Origin of the sequence: Methylophilus sp. (genome assembly GCF_035460085.1) — a bacterium.
In the GTDB taxonomy this organism is placed as follows: Bacteria; Pseudomonadota; Gammaproteobacteria; order Burkholderiales; family Methylophilaceae; genus Methylophilus.
The window spans coordinates 1-16244 of sequence record NZ_DATHWZ010000106.1 but is presented as its reverse complement, the minus strand read 5'-3'; the positions used below and the strand labels follow the sequence as shown (position 1 = coordinate 16244).

15 protein-coding genes are annotated in these 16244 nt (G+C 50.5%); 6 read left to right on the top strand and 9 right to left on the bottom strand.

Going from position 1 to position 16244, the window contains the following annotated elements; all coding sequences use genetic code 11:
• From VK958_RS13590 to VK958_RS13575, 4 genes are all read right to left on the bottom strand, one after another.
• On the bottom strand, positions 1–794 hold a 794-nt coding region (locus VK958_RS13590), incomplete at its 3' end, for a PilW family protein (RefSeq protein WP_325242243.1).
• Positions 795–808: 14 nt separating this feature from the next.
• Positions 809–1207, bottom strand: a complete 399-nt coding sequence (locus VK958_RS13585; protein ID WP_325242241.1) for a type IV pilus modification PilV family protein — start codon at positions 1205–1207, stop codon at positions 809–811.
• Positions 1201–1740, bottom strand: coding sequence for a GspH/FimT family pseudopilin (locus tag VK958_RS13580; RefSeq protein WP_325242239.1), 540 nt, complete (start codon positions 1738–1740; stop codon positions 1201–1203). The genes VK958_RS13585 and VK958_RS13580 overlap by 7 nt, the downstream gene beginning before the upstream one ends.
• Before the next feature lie 2 nt (positions 1741–1742).
• On the bottom strand, positions 1743–2156 hold the full coding sequence (locus tag VK958_RS13575) for a type IV pilin protein (protein ID WP_325242237.1): 414 nt from the start codon (positions 2154–2156) through the stop codon (positions 1743–1745).
• A gap of 167 nt (positions 2157–2323) precedes the next feature.
• On the opposite strand from VK958_RS13575, the gene lptM reads away from it, so the two are divergent.
• Complete coding sequence (gene lptM / locus VK958_RS13935; RefSeq protein WP_349255225.1) at positions 2324–2458, top strand: LPS translocon maturation chaperone LptM; 135 nt, start codon at positions 2324–2326, stop codon at positions 2456–2458.
• Positions 2455–3699: a diaminopimelate decarboxylase gene (gene lysA, locus VK958_RS13570; protein WP_325242235.1), complete on the top strand. Its 1245-nt coding sequence runs from the start codon at positions 2455–2457 to the stop codon at positions 3697–3699. The genes lptM and lysA overlap by 4 nt, the downstream gene beginning before the upstream one ends.
• Positions 3700–3768: 69 nt before the next feature.
• Here lysA and purU read toward each other — a convergent pair whose 3' ends face one another.
• A complete protein-coding gene (gene purU, locus VK958_RS13565) occupies positions 3769–4623 on the bottom strand; it encodes a formyltetrahydrofolate deformylase (protein WP_325242233.1) in 855 nt (284 codons plus the stop codon).
• 106 nt (positions 4624–4729) lie between these two features.
• Here purU and ispH point away from each other — a divergent pair, with 106 nt between their 5' ends.
• On the top strand, positions 4730–5707 hold the full coding sequence (ispH, locus tag VK958_RS13560) for a 4-hydroxy-3-methylbut-2-enyl diphosphate reductase (protein ID WP_325242230.1): 978 nt from the start codon (positions 4730–4732) through the stop codon (positions 5705–5707).
• Positions 5708–6135: 428 nt separating this feature from the next.
• On the opposite strand, the gene VK958_RS13555 is transcribed toward ispH, so the two are convergent.
• Genes VK958_RS13555 through VK958_RS13545 form a run of 3 tightly spaced genes read right to left on the bottom strand, consistent with a single transcriptional unit; the run spans position 6136 to position 11615 of the window.
• Positions 6136–9219 (bottom strand): efflux RND transporter permease subunit, encoded by a 3084-nt coding sequence (locus tag VK958_RS13555; RefSeq protein ID WP_325242228.1) that lies wholly within the window; start codon positions 9217–9219, stop codon positions 6136–6138.
• Positions 9220–9255: 36 nt separating this feature from the next.
• Positions 9256–10428: an efflux RND transporter periplasmic adaptor subunit gene (locus VK958_RS13550; protein ID WP_325242226.1), complete on the bottom strand. Its 1173-nt coding sequence runs from the start codon at positions 10426–10428 to the stop codon at positions 9256–9258.
• On the bottom strand, positions 10425–11615 hold the full coding sequence (locus VK958_RS13545; RefSeq protein WP_325242224.1) for a TolC family protein: 1191 nt from the start codon (positions 11613–11615) through the stop codon (positions 10425–10427). Before VK958_RS13545 ends, VK958_RS13550 begins: the two co-directional genes overlap by 4 nt.
• Before the next feature lie 277 nt (positions 11616–11892).
• On the opposite strand from VK958_RS13545, the gene nudB reads away from it, so the two are divergent.
• The 3 genes from nudB to VK958_RS13530 all read left to right on the top strand — a co-directional run bounded on the left by nudB (position 11893) and on the right by VK958_RS13530 (position 13960).
• On the top strand, positions 11893–12348 hold the full coding sequence (nudB, locus tag VK958_RS13540) for a dihydroneopterin triphosphate diphosphatase (protein ID WP_325242222.1): 456 nt from the start codon (positions 11893–11895) through the stop codon (positions 12346–12348).
• Positions 12349–12434: 86 nt separating this feature from the next.
• A complete protein-coding gene (gene nadA, locus VK958_RS13535; RefSeq protein WP_325242220.1) occupies positions 12435–13532 on the top strand; it encodes a quinolinate synthase NadA in 1098 nt (365 codons plus the stop codon).
• The gene (locus VK958_RS13530; protein WP_325242218.1) at positions 13532–13960 is read left to right on the top strand and encodes an HIT family protein; all 429 of its coding nucleotides are present in this window, start codon (positions 13532–13534) and stop codon (positions 13958–13960) included. Before nadA ends, VK958_RS13530 begins: the two co-directional genes overlap by 1 nt.
• Positions 13961–14962: 1002 nt before the next feature.
• Here VK958_RS13530 and VK958_RS13525 read toward each other — a convergent pair.
• Positions 14963–16244: efflux RND transporter permease subunit (locus VK958_RS13525; protein ID WP_325242216.1), on the bottom strand; the 1282-nt coding region annotated here is incomplete at its 5' end.

Sequence of the window (16244 nt, the reverse complement as noted above, 5' to 3'; positions counted from 1 at the left end):
TCCAGCGTATTGGCCACGCCATACTGTGCCTGCATGGAGACGATATCACTGACAACCGGAACAGCAGCACTATTCGGGAAAGGGGCGGCACCAGGCGTCCCGCCAGTTCTGGTAAGTTCAAGATTGGCATTCACAGTGTATTCATACTGGTTCCACGTCCCCAGGCATGAAAACCGCACCCACTCAGCGCCATTCAAATTCGCCACTGGCCTATCCGTGGGCGCAGTATTGATCTCAATTACATTATTAATCATCCGATCTGCAGTGAGGCTCTGAATACGCGCAAGACTGCAATTAGGATTTCCTCGAGTCTGGTGGAACAACACCACATCTCCTACCTGGCACCCAAGCAAAGGGCCATCAAGTGCCGGCGCAGCCAGGTTGCCAACCGCGCGCACTGAAGCACCTCCACTAGGCGGATTACCGTAGCGGATGCGCACGATATCTTGTCCTGCACCGCCATCCACGATAACAACGGGCGAAAGATTAATCACTACTCCGCCCTGATTGATTGAAGTGTTGATAGAGCACAGCAGGGGTGACGGGTCCTGGCTATTGTATAAAGGCAGTCCATAGCCGGCGTTTTGTGCATCGCGCTGTAAATAATATAGCGCCAGTACGCCACTGGACTGTGCATCAGACGCATTGGAAATCATGCGTTTACGCGCTTCAAACCCGCTGAACAGATTCGTAATCGCCAAGGTAGCAACCAGCCCGATCAAAATACCCACCAGAAGTTCAACCAGGCTCATCCCGGTTTGCTGCTCACGGGGTCGGCCTCGTCCATACGTCATATAAAAAGCCATTTTCAGTCTACATTAAACAAATAACTGGACGCATTGACCTGGTGCTGCCTGCCACCTGGGAGTTGCCAGCCAACGGTCACGGTGATCATGCTATTAGTGATAGCAGAAAAATTAAGTGTGCCATTGGGTAACTGTGACTTGATCCGCTCCCGATCAACCTGGCTGACGTAAGTCGCTGCATTGCCTCCAAAAGCCATCATATTGGCTATATGGGTTTGCGCAATCAGCTGCGCTTCGGCACGGTAGCGATTGTCATTGCTGTTTTTTAGCATGGCACTTTGCAAGCCGACCAGTGACAATACCCCCATGCTGAAAATCACCACCGCAACCAGAGATTCAATCAGCACAGACCCGTATTGCCGGGATAAACGACGCGGCATTCTTTTTTTTGTATTTAGCATCTGCGATTATCCCCCGTTACATTCACAGCCGGATCACACACTCTTGCATGACCTCCCGCAGCCAATATGATCCGCAAAGCCCTGCGTTCATCCTGCGCTACCTGGATACTAGACACATCCACGCGTGAGAGCCCATTGGCAACACCAGGGTCGCGCGTCCCAAAACCGCTAAAAACAACTGATGGATTGTCGGCAACGATAGTGACGTTTGCAGAAGAGCCCTCATAAGCACTTTTCTGGCTGATAATAGCTGGACAAGCAGGAACAGCGGCCGCGGCTGCAGCACCTACGGGCGCCGCCACACACCCTAACTCCCAGGCACCATTCTCTTGAAGCGTGAATCTGATTCTGGCATTACGCTTGATTGCTTCGACTCTTGCCTGCTGCAAGCCATTTTTGATGGACTCAGTCACCGTCCGGATCTGGGAATTGCCGATAGAGGTTTGAAATGCCGGTATGGCGAATACAGAGACCGTCATCAGCACGACGACAGTCACCACCAGCTCAATCAATGAAAACCCCTGTTGCTGCATGTCTAACAGACACCTGAAGAACTGGTTAACCAGCAGGAAGCCCCTGCCGTACCATCATAGATGGAGGTTTTAGCGTTATCCTGGTTCACGGTGAACTCGAAATTACCCATATTCTGGGCAGACCTCCCGGTTGCCCGCAAGGTATAGGTGTTTGCTGTTTGATTATCGACAAAGTAATCAAAGAACCGGGCATCTGTCGGATTACATGCAAATCCAACATAGGTGAGGTTATCCTGGAAAAACTGCTCTGCCTGCACCCGGCAATTAGCCAGATTAGCGGGCGCCTCTACTGAATTACCGCTTCTGATGTAATCCTGATAACCAGGCACTGCAATGCTGGCCAGTATGCCCATGATGGCGACCACTATCATGATTTCAATCAGGCTGAATCCTTGCTGAATTGCATTGCGCTTCATATTGAGACCTTTTTGACGATGCCCCTATCATGCAAATTACGCACGGCTATGTCTAGCATCAGCTGACAGGCGGCGGCATCCAGCCGACAAGTGGTCAAGCCCACGGCAATCAAGCACTGCCGGTTTAGTGATAAAATGCTCGTCTATTTAAACAGGGACTGTAAATTATGCCTTCCTTCTGGATGCGACTTCTGGCACTTGGCCTGCTCTTGTCCCAATTGGGTGCATGCGGGCTCAAAGGCGATTTGTATATCCCAGAACGTCAGTACCCTCAACCTCAAGAAAAACCCACTACGCCGTGACTGCTTTCAATACCCAACATGGGCTGCTACATGCCGAAAATGTAGCGTTGCGTGATATTGCACGCACACATCAGACCCCTACTTATGTCTACTCCAAAAGCGCACTGACGCAGGCATTCGACAGTTTTCAAGCTGGCCTGCTCGGGCATGACCACCTGATCTGCTTTGCGGTCAAAGCGAATCCCAGCCTGGCCATCCTTAACCTGTTTGCGCGCATGGGTGCAGGGTTTGACATTGTTTCTGGCGGCGAGCTTGCACGTGTCATCGCAGCGGGTGGTGATCCTAAGAAAGTGGTGTTTTCAGGCGTTGGGAAATCGCACAGCGAGATTCAAGCTGCGCTGCAAGCAGGCATTCTTTGTTTCAATGTCGAATCCATTAATGAATTGCACCGTATCCAGCAAGTCGCCGCTGAGATGGGCACAATTGCACCGATCTCATTGCGCGTGAACCCGAATGTGGATGCCAAAACGCATCCGTATATTTCCACCGGCCTCAAAAACAACAAATTCGGGGTGGCATTTGAGGACGCGCTAACTCTTTATCAGCAGGCGTCAAACATGCCGAATATCGCCGTGCACGGCGTGGACTGCCATATCGGCTCACAAATTACCGAGTTGTCGCCTTTCCTGGATGCACTGGATAAAGTGCTGGGCCTGGTGGATGCACTGGCTGAACGGAATATCCATATCCAGCATATTGATGTGGGCGGTGGCGTAGGGATTACTTACAGTGACGAAACCCCGCCCGAATTTGCAACGTACACTGCAGCAATCATGCAGAAACTGGCTGGTCGTGGTGTGAAAGTGTTATTTGAACCTGGCCGCGCATTGGTAGGTAACGCAGGTATATTACTCACCAAAGTTGAATATTTAAAACCAGGCGAAAGTAAAAGCTTTGCCATTGTTGATGCGGCGATGAATGACCTGATGCGCCCTGCGCTTTACGATGCCTATCACAACATCACCACGATTGCGGAATCTCTGATGCAACCGCAGACCTATGAAGTGGTAGGGCCTGTGTGTGAAAGCGGTGACTTCCTGGGTCATGACCGCACTTTGGCGATCGCAGAAGGGGATTATCTGGCGATTCATTCCGCCGGTGCTTACGGCATGAGTATGTCCAGCAATTACAATACCCGTGCACGGGCAGCAGAAGTCTTGGTAGATGGGGACCAGGTGCATGTCATCCGTGAGCGTGAACAGATTGCAGATTTGTTTAAACTTGAACGCACGTTGCCCTAACAACTCAAGGCCCCAATAAAAAAACCGGAGCTAGGCTTCGGTTTTTTTATTCATGGCTAGACAACAGGCCTAGTCAAAAATCACAGTTTTGTTCGCATAAAGCAGTATACGGTGTTCAATATGCCAGCGCACGGCCTTGGATAACACAATGCGCTCCAGGTCACGCCCTTTCTGGATCAAGTCTTCAACTTGGTCGCGGTGCGAAATACGCGCCAGATCCTGCTCAATGATCGGTCCCTCATCCAGCACTTCGGTCACGTAATGGCTGGTGGCGCCAATCAGCTTCACGCCACGCTCAAACGCCCGGTGGTAAGGACGCGCGCCAATAAATGCCGGCAGAAATGAGTGATGGATATTGATGATTCTTTGCGGATAACGTGCCACAAACTCCGGTGACAATATCTGCATATAGCGCGCCAGCACGATCAGATCAATCTGGTATTGATCAAACAATGCAAATTGTTGCGCTTCAATATCCGCCTTGGTTTCTTTAGTGACCGGCAAATAATGGAAATCGATGCCATAAAAAGCGGCCAGCTTTTCCGTGTCGCGATGATTACTGATGATCAGTGGAATATCGCAAGCCAGCTCGCCGCTATGGTGCCTGTGCAAGAGGTCGGCCAGGCAATGGTCATACTGCGACACCATGATCGCCATGCGCGTTTTTTGCTCGGAAAGCTTGAGTTGCCAGGTCATAGCAAAGGGTTGGGCGACCGGGCTGAATGCCTGTTCAAAATCAGCCACGGAGACATTGAAATTGCTCAGGTCCCACTCGACCCGCATTAAAAACAGATTATTTTCCGCATCCTGATGCTGGTCTGCGTGTAAAATATTAGCATTGTGCTCATACAAAAATTGCGCAATCGCCGCCACAATCCCTTTGGTATCCGGGCAGGTAATCAGCAAGGTAGCAGTGTTTTTCATAACAATCGACGTAATAGCTAGCGACAAAACGCCGATTATACCTGATGCCTGCCAGCCCTTGTGACACGCTGTGCAAATGCTGTAGCCTCCTTTACGGAATTGATTTATGCAAACAAATGACTTACCGAATATTGTCCTGGCTAACCCACGCGGATTCTGCGCCGGGGTTGACCGTGCCATCATCATTGTCGAACAGGCGCTGGAGAAATTCGGTGCGCCGATTTATGTGCGCAATGAAGTTGTGCATAACAAATTTGTGGTTGGCCAACTGCGTGATAAAGGCGCTATTTTTGTTGATGAACTTGAAAAAATTCCGGCAGGCAATATTGTCATATTCAGCGCGCATGGTGTTTCCAAAGCGGTCCGCGCAGAGGCAGAGTCTCGGGGCTTAACAGCTTTCGACGCCACTTGCCCACTGGTGACCAAAGTACATATCGAAGTAGCGAAGATGCGTAAAGATGGTCTGGAAATCATCATGATAGGCCACAAAGGCCATCCGGAAGTGGAAGGCACCATGGGACAGTCGGAAGCTGGCGGCATGTACCTGGTAGAAACGCCGGAAGACGTGCTCACCTTGCAAGTCGCTGATCCGGAAAAGCTGGCTTATGTCACGCAAACCACATTATCGGTAGATGATGCCACGCAAGTGATCAATGCCCTGAAAACCCGCTTCCCGACAATCAAAGCGCCTAAAAGCGATGACATCTGTTATGCCACCCAAAACCGCCAGGATGCGGTAAAAATCATGGCAAAGGATTGCGATCTGGTAATCATTGTCGGTTCGCCCAACAGTTCAAATTCCAACCGCCTGCGTGAAGTGGCTAAAAACCAGGGCGTAGAAGCCTACATGGTAGATAACGCCAGCCTATTGAAACCCGAATGGTTGAAAGATAAAAAGAAAGTGGGTATCTCTGCCGGCGCCTCTGCCCCTGAAGTGCTGGTGCAGGAGGTTATCCAGGCCTTGCACGCGATGGGTGCGGCACAGGTAGAAGAACTCCAGGGCGTGGTCGAAAATGTGGTATTTCAACTGCCTAAAAACCTAGTGAATGCAGAAAAACGTCCGCAAAACCAGACAGTGCCTTAAATAATATTACAGAATTAAATCAAATCCGGATTCTGCCGATTCTGCGCACCGGCAACCACCCACCACGTCCACACAGATAAGCGCAGCTGACATTCATACAGTGTTTTATTAGTCGCTTTAAACAGCCAAAAAAAAAACCCAAGCACGAGGCCTGGGCTCAAGCAATATCCTCGGGAAAGGATAATTGGGGAAACAATTGCTCATTGTTGTTATTCAACATGACGACAACATTTACCACTTTGGAGATGACACAACTACTTATGGATACAAGCCAATAAGTAGCCCATGAATAACATAGCATCAAATATGCCAATCTTTGAATTCACTTAAGCATTTGATTTTAATGTGAAATTTTCTTATAAAAATTATAGATATTGAGTAGTGGTTGCTTTAAACCACCAATTTGGCTTTAAAAAACCACCATGCTTTTATGTTTCCCGACGACGTTCATCTGTAAACATAGGAAAAAGCAATGGCAGCAATACCAGCGTAAAAATTGTCGCTGTTATCAATCCGCCAACAATCACTACCGCAAATGGCCTTTGCGTTTCGGAGCCGATGCCATGTGATAAGGCTGCTGGCATTAAACCTATCCCCGCCATCAAGGCAGTCATCAGGATTGGCCTTAACCTTGCCACCGCACCTTCGATCACCGCCTCACTTGCTCGCCTGCCTTTGAGCATTAAGTATTTCATCTGCTCAACCATAATGACACCGTTCTGAACCGAAATACCTGCCAGCGCAATAAACCCTACTGCGGCAGACACAGATAAATGCAATCCAGCCACTGCAAGGCCACCCAGGCCACCCACCAATGCAAAAGGGATCATCAACAATACCAGCAAGGCATTTTTAACGGATTTAAATGCCCAGAACAACAGGATAAAAATCAACAGCACGGATAAGGGCACGATCACCATCAGGCGCTTCATCGCACGTTGCTGGTTTTCAAATTGACCACCCCAGGTCATGCTATATCCCGGTGGCAACTTCACCTGCTCTTTTACTTTTTGCATCGCTTCCTGGACGAAGCTACCCTGGTCACGGTCTGTAATATTGGCCTTGATCGACACGATTCGTGCCCCTGCCTCCCGGCTGACACGTGATGCACCTTGCTTGATTGTCACTTCGGCAACCTCGCTGAGCGGAATGCTGCCATTGCCATTAGGCAAGGCAATCGGCAACTCATCAATATCATCCACCGAGTCGCGGTACGATCTTTCCAATCGTAGCGTCACATCAAAATGGCGATCACCATCGTAAAAAGTGTTTGCCGCATTACCCGCCAGCGCTGTCTGTACCGTGTCATTGACTTCATCTACCGTCAGGCCAAAACGTGCCAGCTGGCTGCGATTTAAAGTGATATCCAGCTCCGAGTTACCGGAAATCCGGACTGCGGCCACATCCGTCGCGCCGCGCACACTATTGATGGCATCCACTACTTCTGCGGCTTTTTGTTCAAGGATAGCAAGATCACGGCCAAAAATTTTCACGGCGATTTCGCCTTTCACACCGGACAAGGCCTCTTCAACGCTGTCCTGGATTACCTGGGAAAAATTGGTCGGTATCCCTGGGATTTCATGAATCCTCCGCGAGATATCTTTGATCAGGCTTTCTTTGTTCGCAAAATGCCATTCACTATGTGGTTTAAGGTCTGCCAGTATCTCCATATGGTAAGGACCTTTAGGGTCGGTGCCATCATCCGGACGGCCAACATGCGCCACCACCAGCCGTACCTCCTGATAACTATTCAGGATTTTCCTGATATGCCGTTCAACTTCCTTGGTTTTTTCCAGGCTGGCGGATGGTGGCAAATCTACCGTCAGCCAGATATTGCCCTCATCCAGCTTGGGTAAAAATTCGGAGCCCAGCATAGGTGCACACAGCATGGCAACCACTAATACCGCCACTGAAAACAGCACCACCAGTTTTCTTGACCGGGCACTTTTGAGCAATATTTTGCGGTAAGCCTCCTGGATATTGTGCATCCAGGCGCTATGTTTTTCCGCCATGTCTTCCCGCTTCATAGTGTATGAAAGCAACGCGGGCACCAGCGTCAATGTCAGTAGAATCGCACCAAGCAAAGCAAAGCTCAGTGTAAATGCCATAGGGGAAAAAATCTTGCCCTCTACCCGCTGGAAGGTGAAGATAGGCAGGAAAGCGGTAATGATGATGGCCTTGGAAAACAATATCGGATGGCCCATATCAATCGCGGTATTTTTCAGTGTCTGCATGCGCCATGCCAGGCCAGCATGGGCGTCAGTTTCAGCCATCGCCAGACGCACCATTAATGCTTCCACCAGTACCACAGCACTATCGATGATAATGCCGAAGTCTACTGCGCCCAATGAAATCAGGTTGGCAGACACGCCGCGCAGGTCCATCACAATAAAAGCAAACAGCAGAGACAGTGGAATAACGGATGCCACGATCAGCGCCGCACGCCAGTTGCGCAGGAAAATAATCAATATGGCGACCACCAGCAGAGCGCCCACAATGAGGTTTTCCGATACGGTATGCACGGTATGTTCTACCAGGCCAGTACGGTCATAAAACGGGACGACTTTTACACCTGGCGGTAACGCTTGATTGACCTGCTCTACCTTTTCCCGCAGGGCGGCAATCACTTTGGCGGCATTCTGGCCTTTGGTCATCAAGACAATGCCTTCAATAATGTCATCCTGCTGGTTGAATGACACAATGCCTGAGCGTGGCCGTTCTCCTACCATGACTTCACCGAGATCACCCACCAGAATCGGTTTACCATCACGGGTATCGACTACCGATTGCGCAATATCATCCACACTGCGGAAGAGACCAATGCCTCGCACCACCAGCGATTCATCGCCTCTATGCATTAAGCCGCCACCAGCGTTACTGCTGTTCTTGCTGACTGCCTGGTTGACCTGATCAATACTGACGGAAAATTTCTTCAGCAGATGTGGGTCGAGTTTGATTTGATACTCTTTCACCGCACCGCCAAAGCTGGTGATATCAGCCACGCCTTGCACCATGCGTAATTGCGGAATAATTTTCCAATCCTGGATAGCACGCACTTCGCGTTGTGGCATATCTTTTGGCGCTTCAACCAGGTATCGGTAAACCTCACCTACTGCAGTCGTTAATGGCGCCAGTGTCGGTTGCAGGCTGCTCGGTAAACTCACACCCTGCAAGCGCTCCAATACCTGCTGTCTGGCAAAATAATCGGCTGTATTCTCGGCAAATGTCAGCGTCACTACTGAGAGGCCGGTGATAGAGACCGAACGGATCTGGGTTAAGCCCGGCACACCGCTCATCTCATGCTCTATCGGCAAAGAAACAACCCGTTCGACCTCTTCAGGTGCCATACCTGAGGATTGCGTCACGATCACCACATGCACATCTTCAACATCAGGGAAGGATTCAATCGGCAAATTTTGGACGGCAAACCAGCCGAAGATCACCAATACCACGGCGCCAATCAGTAAAAAAACCCGTTGTTGCAAAGAAAAAGTGATTAATGCTTTTAACATGTGTGGCTCTCGTTCAACTGGCGCATGGCAAAACGCTTATTTATTCACCGATAATTCTGAATTTAGCAGAATCGCGCCGCCGGTGACGACGCGATCACCTGGCTTGAGTCCTTTTTTTACAGTGGCATATTCCCTGCGCTGTACATCCAGCGTCACTGCCCTTTTCCTGAAATGCAGAGGACGCTCCTCGACAAACACATAGCTATACAAGCCTTCCGTAATCAAGGCACTGTTAGGCAGACGAATGACTTTGTGCTGGCTGCTATCTAACGGCGTGATACGTGCATACATTTCAGGTTTGAGCTTGCCTTTACTCTCAATCACACAACGCACAGGAATCCGGCGCGTAGACGTATCCACCATCACACCGATTGTTTTCACCTCGCCGCTAAATATCTCATCCGGATAGGCATCTACTTGCACGCTGACTTTTTGCCCCTGCGATATCCTGCTTAAATCCCGTTCCGGCAGATCAATGCTGGCCCAAAGATTGGTTGGGTCAGTGACAATAAACAAAGGCTCTGCAGCATCCGGCCGCACTTCGCTGCCGGGGTTGATATTGCGGTCAACCACCGTGCCACTGATAGGTGAACGCAAGGCATAGCTATCATTGCCTGCAGTAGATACGCCGAGATTTTTCAAACGTGCCGAAGCGCGGTCAGATTCGGCACGTGCCAATCCAACATCCGCCTGTGCGGCCTCCACTTCTTTTTTGGCAAGTACACCACCCTCCATCAGCATGTGGTTACGCTCAAGCACTTGCTGTTTGCGTTGCAAATCGACCTGGGCTTTGCGGGTATCTGCCACTGCGCTACCCACATCAGGCGAATCCATCAGTAACAATGCCTGTCCTGCTTTGACCTGGTCGCCAACTTGCGCCTTGATTGCCATGGCACGCCCGGCCACCGGTGAAAAAACGCGTGCAGTCCGGTTTTCATCCAGGATGATTTTGCCATTGAGCGGCTCTGTCACCGGCACGGGGATCTCTGCGACAGCCTCCACTTTCAGACTGGCGACCTGGGGTGATCTAGGGGTCAGCACAATTTCGTTGGCAAGACTAGGCGTACCAGGAGTTTTTTCAGCTGCGTGTAATGGATAGGCGGAAAAAGTGAGTCCGGCATGCAATATTAAAAACCCTGTGAAAAGCCTGAGTTTTGACTTGGTAATCAGTATTGGGCGCATGTGATTGAGTGTTGTTTTGATGGTCATGGCGTATTAAAAGCCTGATGGGTGGCCGCCAGCCAGGCAAACAATGACTTGGCATAATCTGCTTTGACACTGGCTGACTCCAGTTGTAAAGCCCGTAAAATACGTCTGGCATCCAGCAGGTCCATCACGCTCATGGCTCCATGCTGATAGGCAAATTCGGCGGCATCGGCCGCTTTCTGCGCCTCTGCCAGAATGTTCTGGTCAAAGCGCCGGTTTTTGTCGATCGCCGCTTCCAAATCTGCTTTAGCGCTCCGCATCTCAGCCAGTGCAGCAGCCTTTACCTGTTCTTTGGCTTCTGTAGCAATGTTGTAATCCACTTCGGCCCGCGCCGCTTCGCCTTCGTACTGGTAGTTGATAAACAAGGGAATACTCACGGATGCACCTACGGTGTCAGGCGCAGACCCTGGCTCTTGTCCGGGAAAATGCTGGTAAGCCAGCGACCAGGTCAGGTCGCGCGTTTTTAAAGATTCAGCCAGTTTCCTGGCTTGTTCGGCCTGGCGCATGCGCACTTCAGCTGCCTGTATATCCGAACGTTGCGTCAGCCATGCATCACCTTCATGCACCGCAGTATCTGTGTCCAATGATGGCCAAGCATCCTCGGCATACAATGTGGCAGATGCCTGATCCCTGCCGATCAGGTAAGCCAGCTGTGCCTGTGCTTTTTGCAAAGTAGCTTGTGCCTGCCGCAAATCATTTTTACCACGCAAAGCGTCTACCCTGATTCGCGCCACATCTGCTGAAGCGACATCACCTGCTTTGAGACGAAGCTCGGCGGCCTGCAGGGTTTTTTCATACAAGCCAACGTTGGCTTGCTGAATTTGTACCGTATCTTGCGCAAGTTTGAGATCATAGTAAGCAGTCACCATCGCGAGCGCCTGCCGTCGGTATGTTTCTTTCAAGTCAAATTCGGAAGCTTTAACTGCATTTTCCGCTACTGATGTGCGTAACTCGCGTTTGTTACCGCGTTCATATAACTGGCTGATCTGCAGTGTGGAGTTGTAGGTTTTGTCCCATATGCTGCTGGCACCGTTCTGATTAGGGTTACCCTGTCCACGGTTCACATTCAGGCTGGAAACTCCCATCGACAAAACCGGGTTTGGACGTTGTCCAGCAATCAGGGTGTAAGCTTCAGCGGATTGCACAGAACGTTTTGCAGCGAGCAATTCGCGGCTGTACCCAGCGAACAATTGTTCTGCTTGGGGTAGTGTGAGGTGATCAAGGGCAATACTCTGCAATTCCGCATCCGCTGCAAATGCCGAGGATATGCAAACCGCAAATAGTAGACAGCAAACGCACCCAGATTGACGCCACGACATTGAAGTTTCCCTTTATATGTTTGCTTTTATTTTTCACCATCATAATCGCTATCGCTTACGACAGTCTTTCAAAAAGAAACTGTTGCCATGATATTTGCTACGGCAACAGCCATAGACAATCACGGCCGCTTTCATGGACAATGTCCGCATGACACAGCCTTACAAAACCCCTGTCTCCGCCCTCATACTGATTCACACATCTGACTTGAAAGTGCTGCTGCTTGAGCGTGCAGACAAAGTGGGTTACTGGCAATCTGTGACAGGCAGTATCGAAGGCAATGAAACACCCGTTGAAGCAGCTATCCGTGAAGTTAAGGAGGAAACCGGGCTGGATGCGCTAAGCTATGACTTCCAGGACTGGCAGGCCAGCAACATTTACGAGATTTACCCGCATTGGCGCCATCGGTATGCGCCTGGCGTCATCGAAAATACTGAGCATTTATTTGGATTGTGCTTACCGACACCGTTACCGGTCACCTTGGCGCCGGATGAGCATACCCGCTATGAATGGACAGACTGGCGCGCCGCTGCCAAAAAAGTATTTAGCTGGACCAATGTAGATGCCTTGAAAAAACTGGGTGAGCGCCACCATCTAACCTTATGAACGGCTGATATGATTGGGATAAATCCTGATCGGCTGTAAAATACTATTTTTATGAAAGACGGGCCTGGCCCGACATCTGGAAAAGCATGCAAACTGCCACCATCCAATTTGAGAAATTCCAAACCGCGCAGGACGACGATTGTCAGGCGCGTATCCTGGCCGCACGTAAAAAACTCGGCAACCGCCTCGTGATTCTTGGCCATCACTACCAGCATGAAAGTGTTTACCGCCATGCCGATTTCTCAGGTGACTCGCTCAAACTATCGAAATATTGTGAAAGCCTTGATGCTGAATTCATCGTTTTCCTCGGGGTGCATTTTATGGCGGAAGTTGCCGATATTCTTAGCCGCCCTGAGCAAATCGTAGTACTGCCAGACTTGGCCGCTGGTTGCTCAATGGCCGATATGGCCAATTTAGCCAAAGTGGAACGCAGCTACCGGGAGCTGAGCAAAGTGCTGAACTTTGATGAAACGATCACCCCGGTTACTTATATTAATTCCGCCGCTGATCTTAAAGCCTTCTGCGGAGAACATGGCGGGATTGTTTGCACCAGCACAAACGCACCAAAAATCCTGGAATGGAGTTTCAGCCAACGTGAGAAAGTCCTGTTCTTCCCTGACCAGCACCTGGGTCGCTGGAGCGGCTACAAAATGGGTATCCCGCTGGAGCAAATGCCGGTATGGGATCCTGACCTGCCCATGGGCGGCTTAACTGAACAACAAATCAAGGATGCCAAAATCCTGCTGTGGAAAGGTCACTGCTCAGTGCACCAGATGTTCCGCAAACAGAATATCGAGCAATTCCGCGCGCAGCACCCGGATGGCAAAGTGATTTCCCACCCTGAAACCGCGTTTGAGGTATGTATCAACTCTGATTACGTCGGTTCCACCGAGTATATTTTGCGTACTGTCAGTGAGGCTGAACCTGGCACTAAGTGGCTGGTCGGCACCGAGCTAAACCTGGTGACACGTTTAGCTGAAGAAATGAAACCGCAGAACAAACTTGTGCAATTTATGAGCCATGTAGTGTGTGAATGCTCGACCATGGCGCGTATCGACCCGCAACACCTGGCCTGGTGCCTGGAAAACCTGGCGGAAGGCAATGTGGTTAACCAGATCAAAGTGCCAGCGCATGAAGCTAAGCTAGCTAAATTATCACTTGACAGAATGCTGGCGGTTTCCTGATGGCAACCTGTGGATTATGCGAACCAAGCTCACAAGATGTGTTATGGCAGGATGACTTCTGCCGTGTAGTACTGCTGAATGACGCTGATTATCCAGCTTACTGTCGTGTGGAATTATTGGCGCATATCAAGGAAATGACAGACCTGCCTCCCGCAGATCGGGCACGCACAATGAAAGTGGTGTTTGCGGTGGAAGCGGCACTGCGGGAAACCATTCAACCAGATAAGATCAACTTGGCCAGTTTGGGCAATAAAACACCGCATATGCATTGGCATGTAATTCCTCGGTTCGAGAGTGACAAGCACTTTCCGAATAGTCACTGGGGTGAAGCGGTGAGGGATTCGGAGGTGCAGGTGCTTAGCCAGGCGGTGAGGGATCAATTGCAGAGAGTGGTGGTTGAGCGGGTGGAATGTGCGCTTGAGGGCTAGGAGTTATGGATAGACCCCGCTAGCCGTATGTTGTAAACGGTCGTCATTCCGGCGACGGCCGGAATCCAGGCATGGTTCATGACTAACTTGCCTCCAATAAAGATCCAATGCCTCACTTGCTATGAAGTTCTAATCGATATTTCTTCGGATATTCATCATCCCTTTTTGCCTCTAGGCGACCCTCTTTCTTATGCTTGTCCATAAGAAAGAAGGCAAAGAACAAGACACCCTAGCCTCCGCTTGTTCCCTGCGTTGCTCGTCAAAACAAGCGGTCACGAAACTCATCCTAGCGGCCTGCACAAAACGCAGGCCACCGCGGGATTCAGACAGTCGCTCCCTTCTTCCTTATTTTGCCTGCGCTACTCGGCGCGTCAGATAGGGCCCGTTTAAAACCACCACGATGAAACGTTGGTAAAACGTATTGTATTAAGGGCGCTAAGTGACGGCTTTAAATTTATAAAACAAAATTCAACAAACTATTAGGTAATTTTTTATTTGCCGCAGCAGTGATTGAGCGGGATGTAATGTAAGGAAATTCACTTCACTGAAAGCGTGTGGTTTTATGGGCCCCTATCTGACGCGCCGAGTAGCGCAGTCAGCGTGGGAGTCATCGGCCAGCGTCTGTTCGATTTCCGCAACAAGCCACGTTCTGTGTGGCTTGTCAGGGCGAGTTTCGTTGGACGCCCACGTTGATGAGCAACGCAGGGAACAAGCGGAAGCTAGGGTGCATTTCTTTTGGTTACTTATTCTTTGGGCAAGCAAAGAAAAGTAACTCGCTGTGAAAGCGAAAAGCAATATTGAATATCCGAACAAATACCTATTAGAGACTCCAGAAAATGCATCACTCGTTTCTTTAGTTGTAACAAAGCTAAGCACTAACCTTGCCTGGATTCTGGCCTATGCCAGAATGACGGTTTGATGCAACGCCCCCCATTTGCGCATAAACCAACCGTATCGCAGCATTTTTAACCCGAACTCTTAGCAGCGCAACAAATACCTCAACTAGACATGCCTCCTCACCAACCTGCCCACTCCCCGCAACCACCCCAACAAATCATCCACATACGTATACAACACCGGAATCACCAACAGACTCAACACCGTTGAAGTAATCAACCCGCCAATCACCGTAATCGCCATCGGCGCACGGAAACTCGGATCCGCACTCCACCCCAGTGCAATCGGCATCATGCCTGCCGCCATCGCAATCGTCGTCATCACAATCGGCCGTGCCCGCTTATGGCATCCATCAATGATGGCGTCAAAGCGGCTGATTTTGGATTGTTTGCGCGCCATAATCGTGTATTCCACCAGCAAAATAGAGTTTTTGGTCACCACACCCATCAGCATCAGCAAACCAATCACACTAGGCATCGAAAAGCTGTTATGCGTCACCAACAAGGCAAAGAAAGCTCCTCCAAGCGACAGTGGCAGTGCACCCAGGATAGTCACCGGTTGCAGAAAATCACCGAATAACAGCACCAGTACCACATAAATGCACATAATGCCGATAATCATCGCGCCACCAAAGCTGGCAAACAACTCATTCATGCGCTTGGCGTCGCCAGCTTCCAGCTGTTTCACGCTAGGGGGCAGATTCTGCATGGCGGATAGTTGCTGCACTTCTTTCATGACTTCACCGATCTGGCGTTTGTTCAGCTCGATATCAAAAGTGACATTGCGCATGCGGTCCATACGGTCTATCTGCTGTGGGCCGCTACCCATACGCACGGTGGCAACTGTTTCCAGGCTCACGCTGCCATTGCGCGCTGGTACACGTAACTGCGCGATTTCCTGCAAACTGCTGCGCACACTCGGCCCCAGGCGAACGCGTATAGGCACTTGGCGTTGCGGCAAATTGAGTTTGGGCATGCTGTTGGAGAAGTCACCAGAAGTGGCAACGCGGATTACTTGCGCAATCGCCTCTACCGTGACGCCCAGCTCAGCCGCTTTATCTACGTCGGGAATGATCTGTACTTCTGGCCGTTGCAGGCTTGCACTGGAGGTGATATTGCCCAGTCCGTTAATGCTCCGCAATTGATGCGCCACTTGCTGGCTGGCGCTTGATAATGCCACTGGGTCATCACTGGCCAGCGTCACCTGCAAGCGCTCGCCGGTTTCGCCAGAGCCAACCGAAACGCGCGCTCCCGGCAGGTTTTTCAAGCGCTCGCGCAAATCAGCTTCGATCTGGGATTGTTTCTGTTTGCGGTCACTACGGTCTGTCAGGCTGATAATCAGGCTGCCTTTGCGTACATCCGTGGTGTTTTCCGCTGCATGCGGCCCG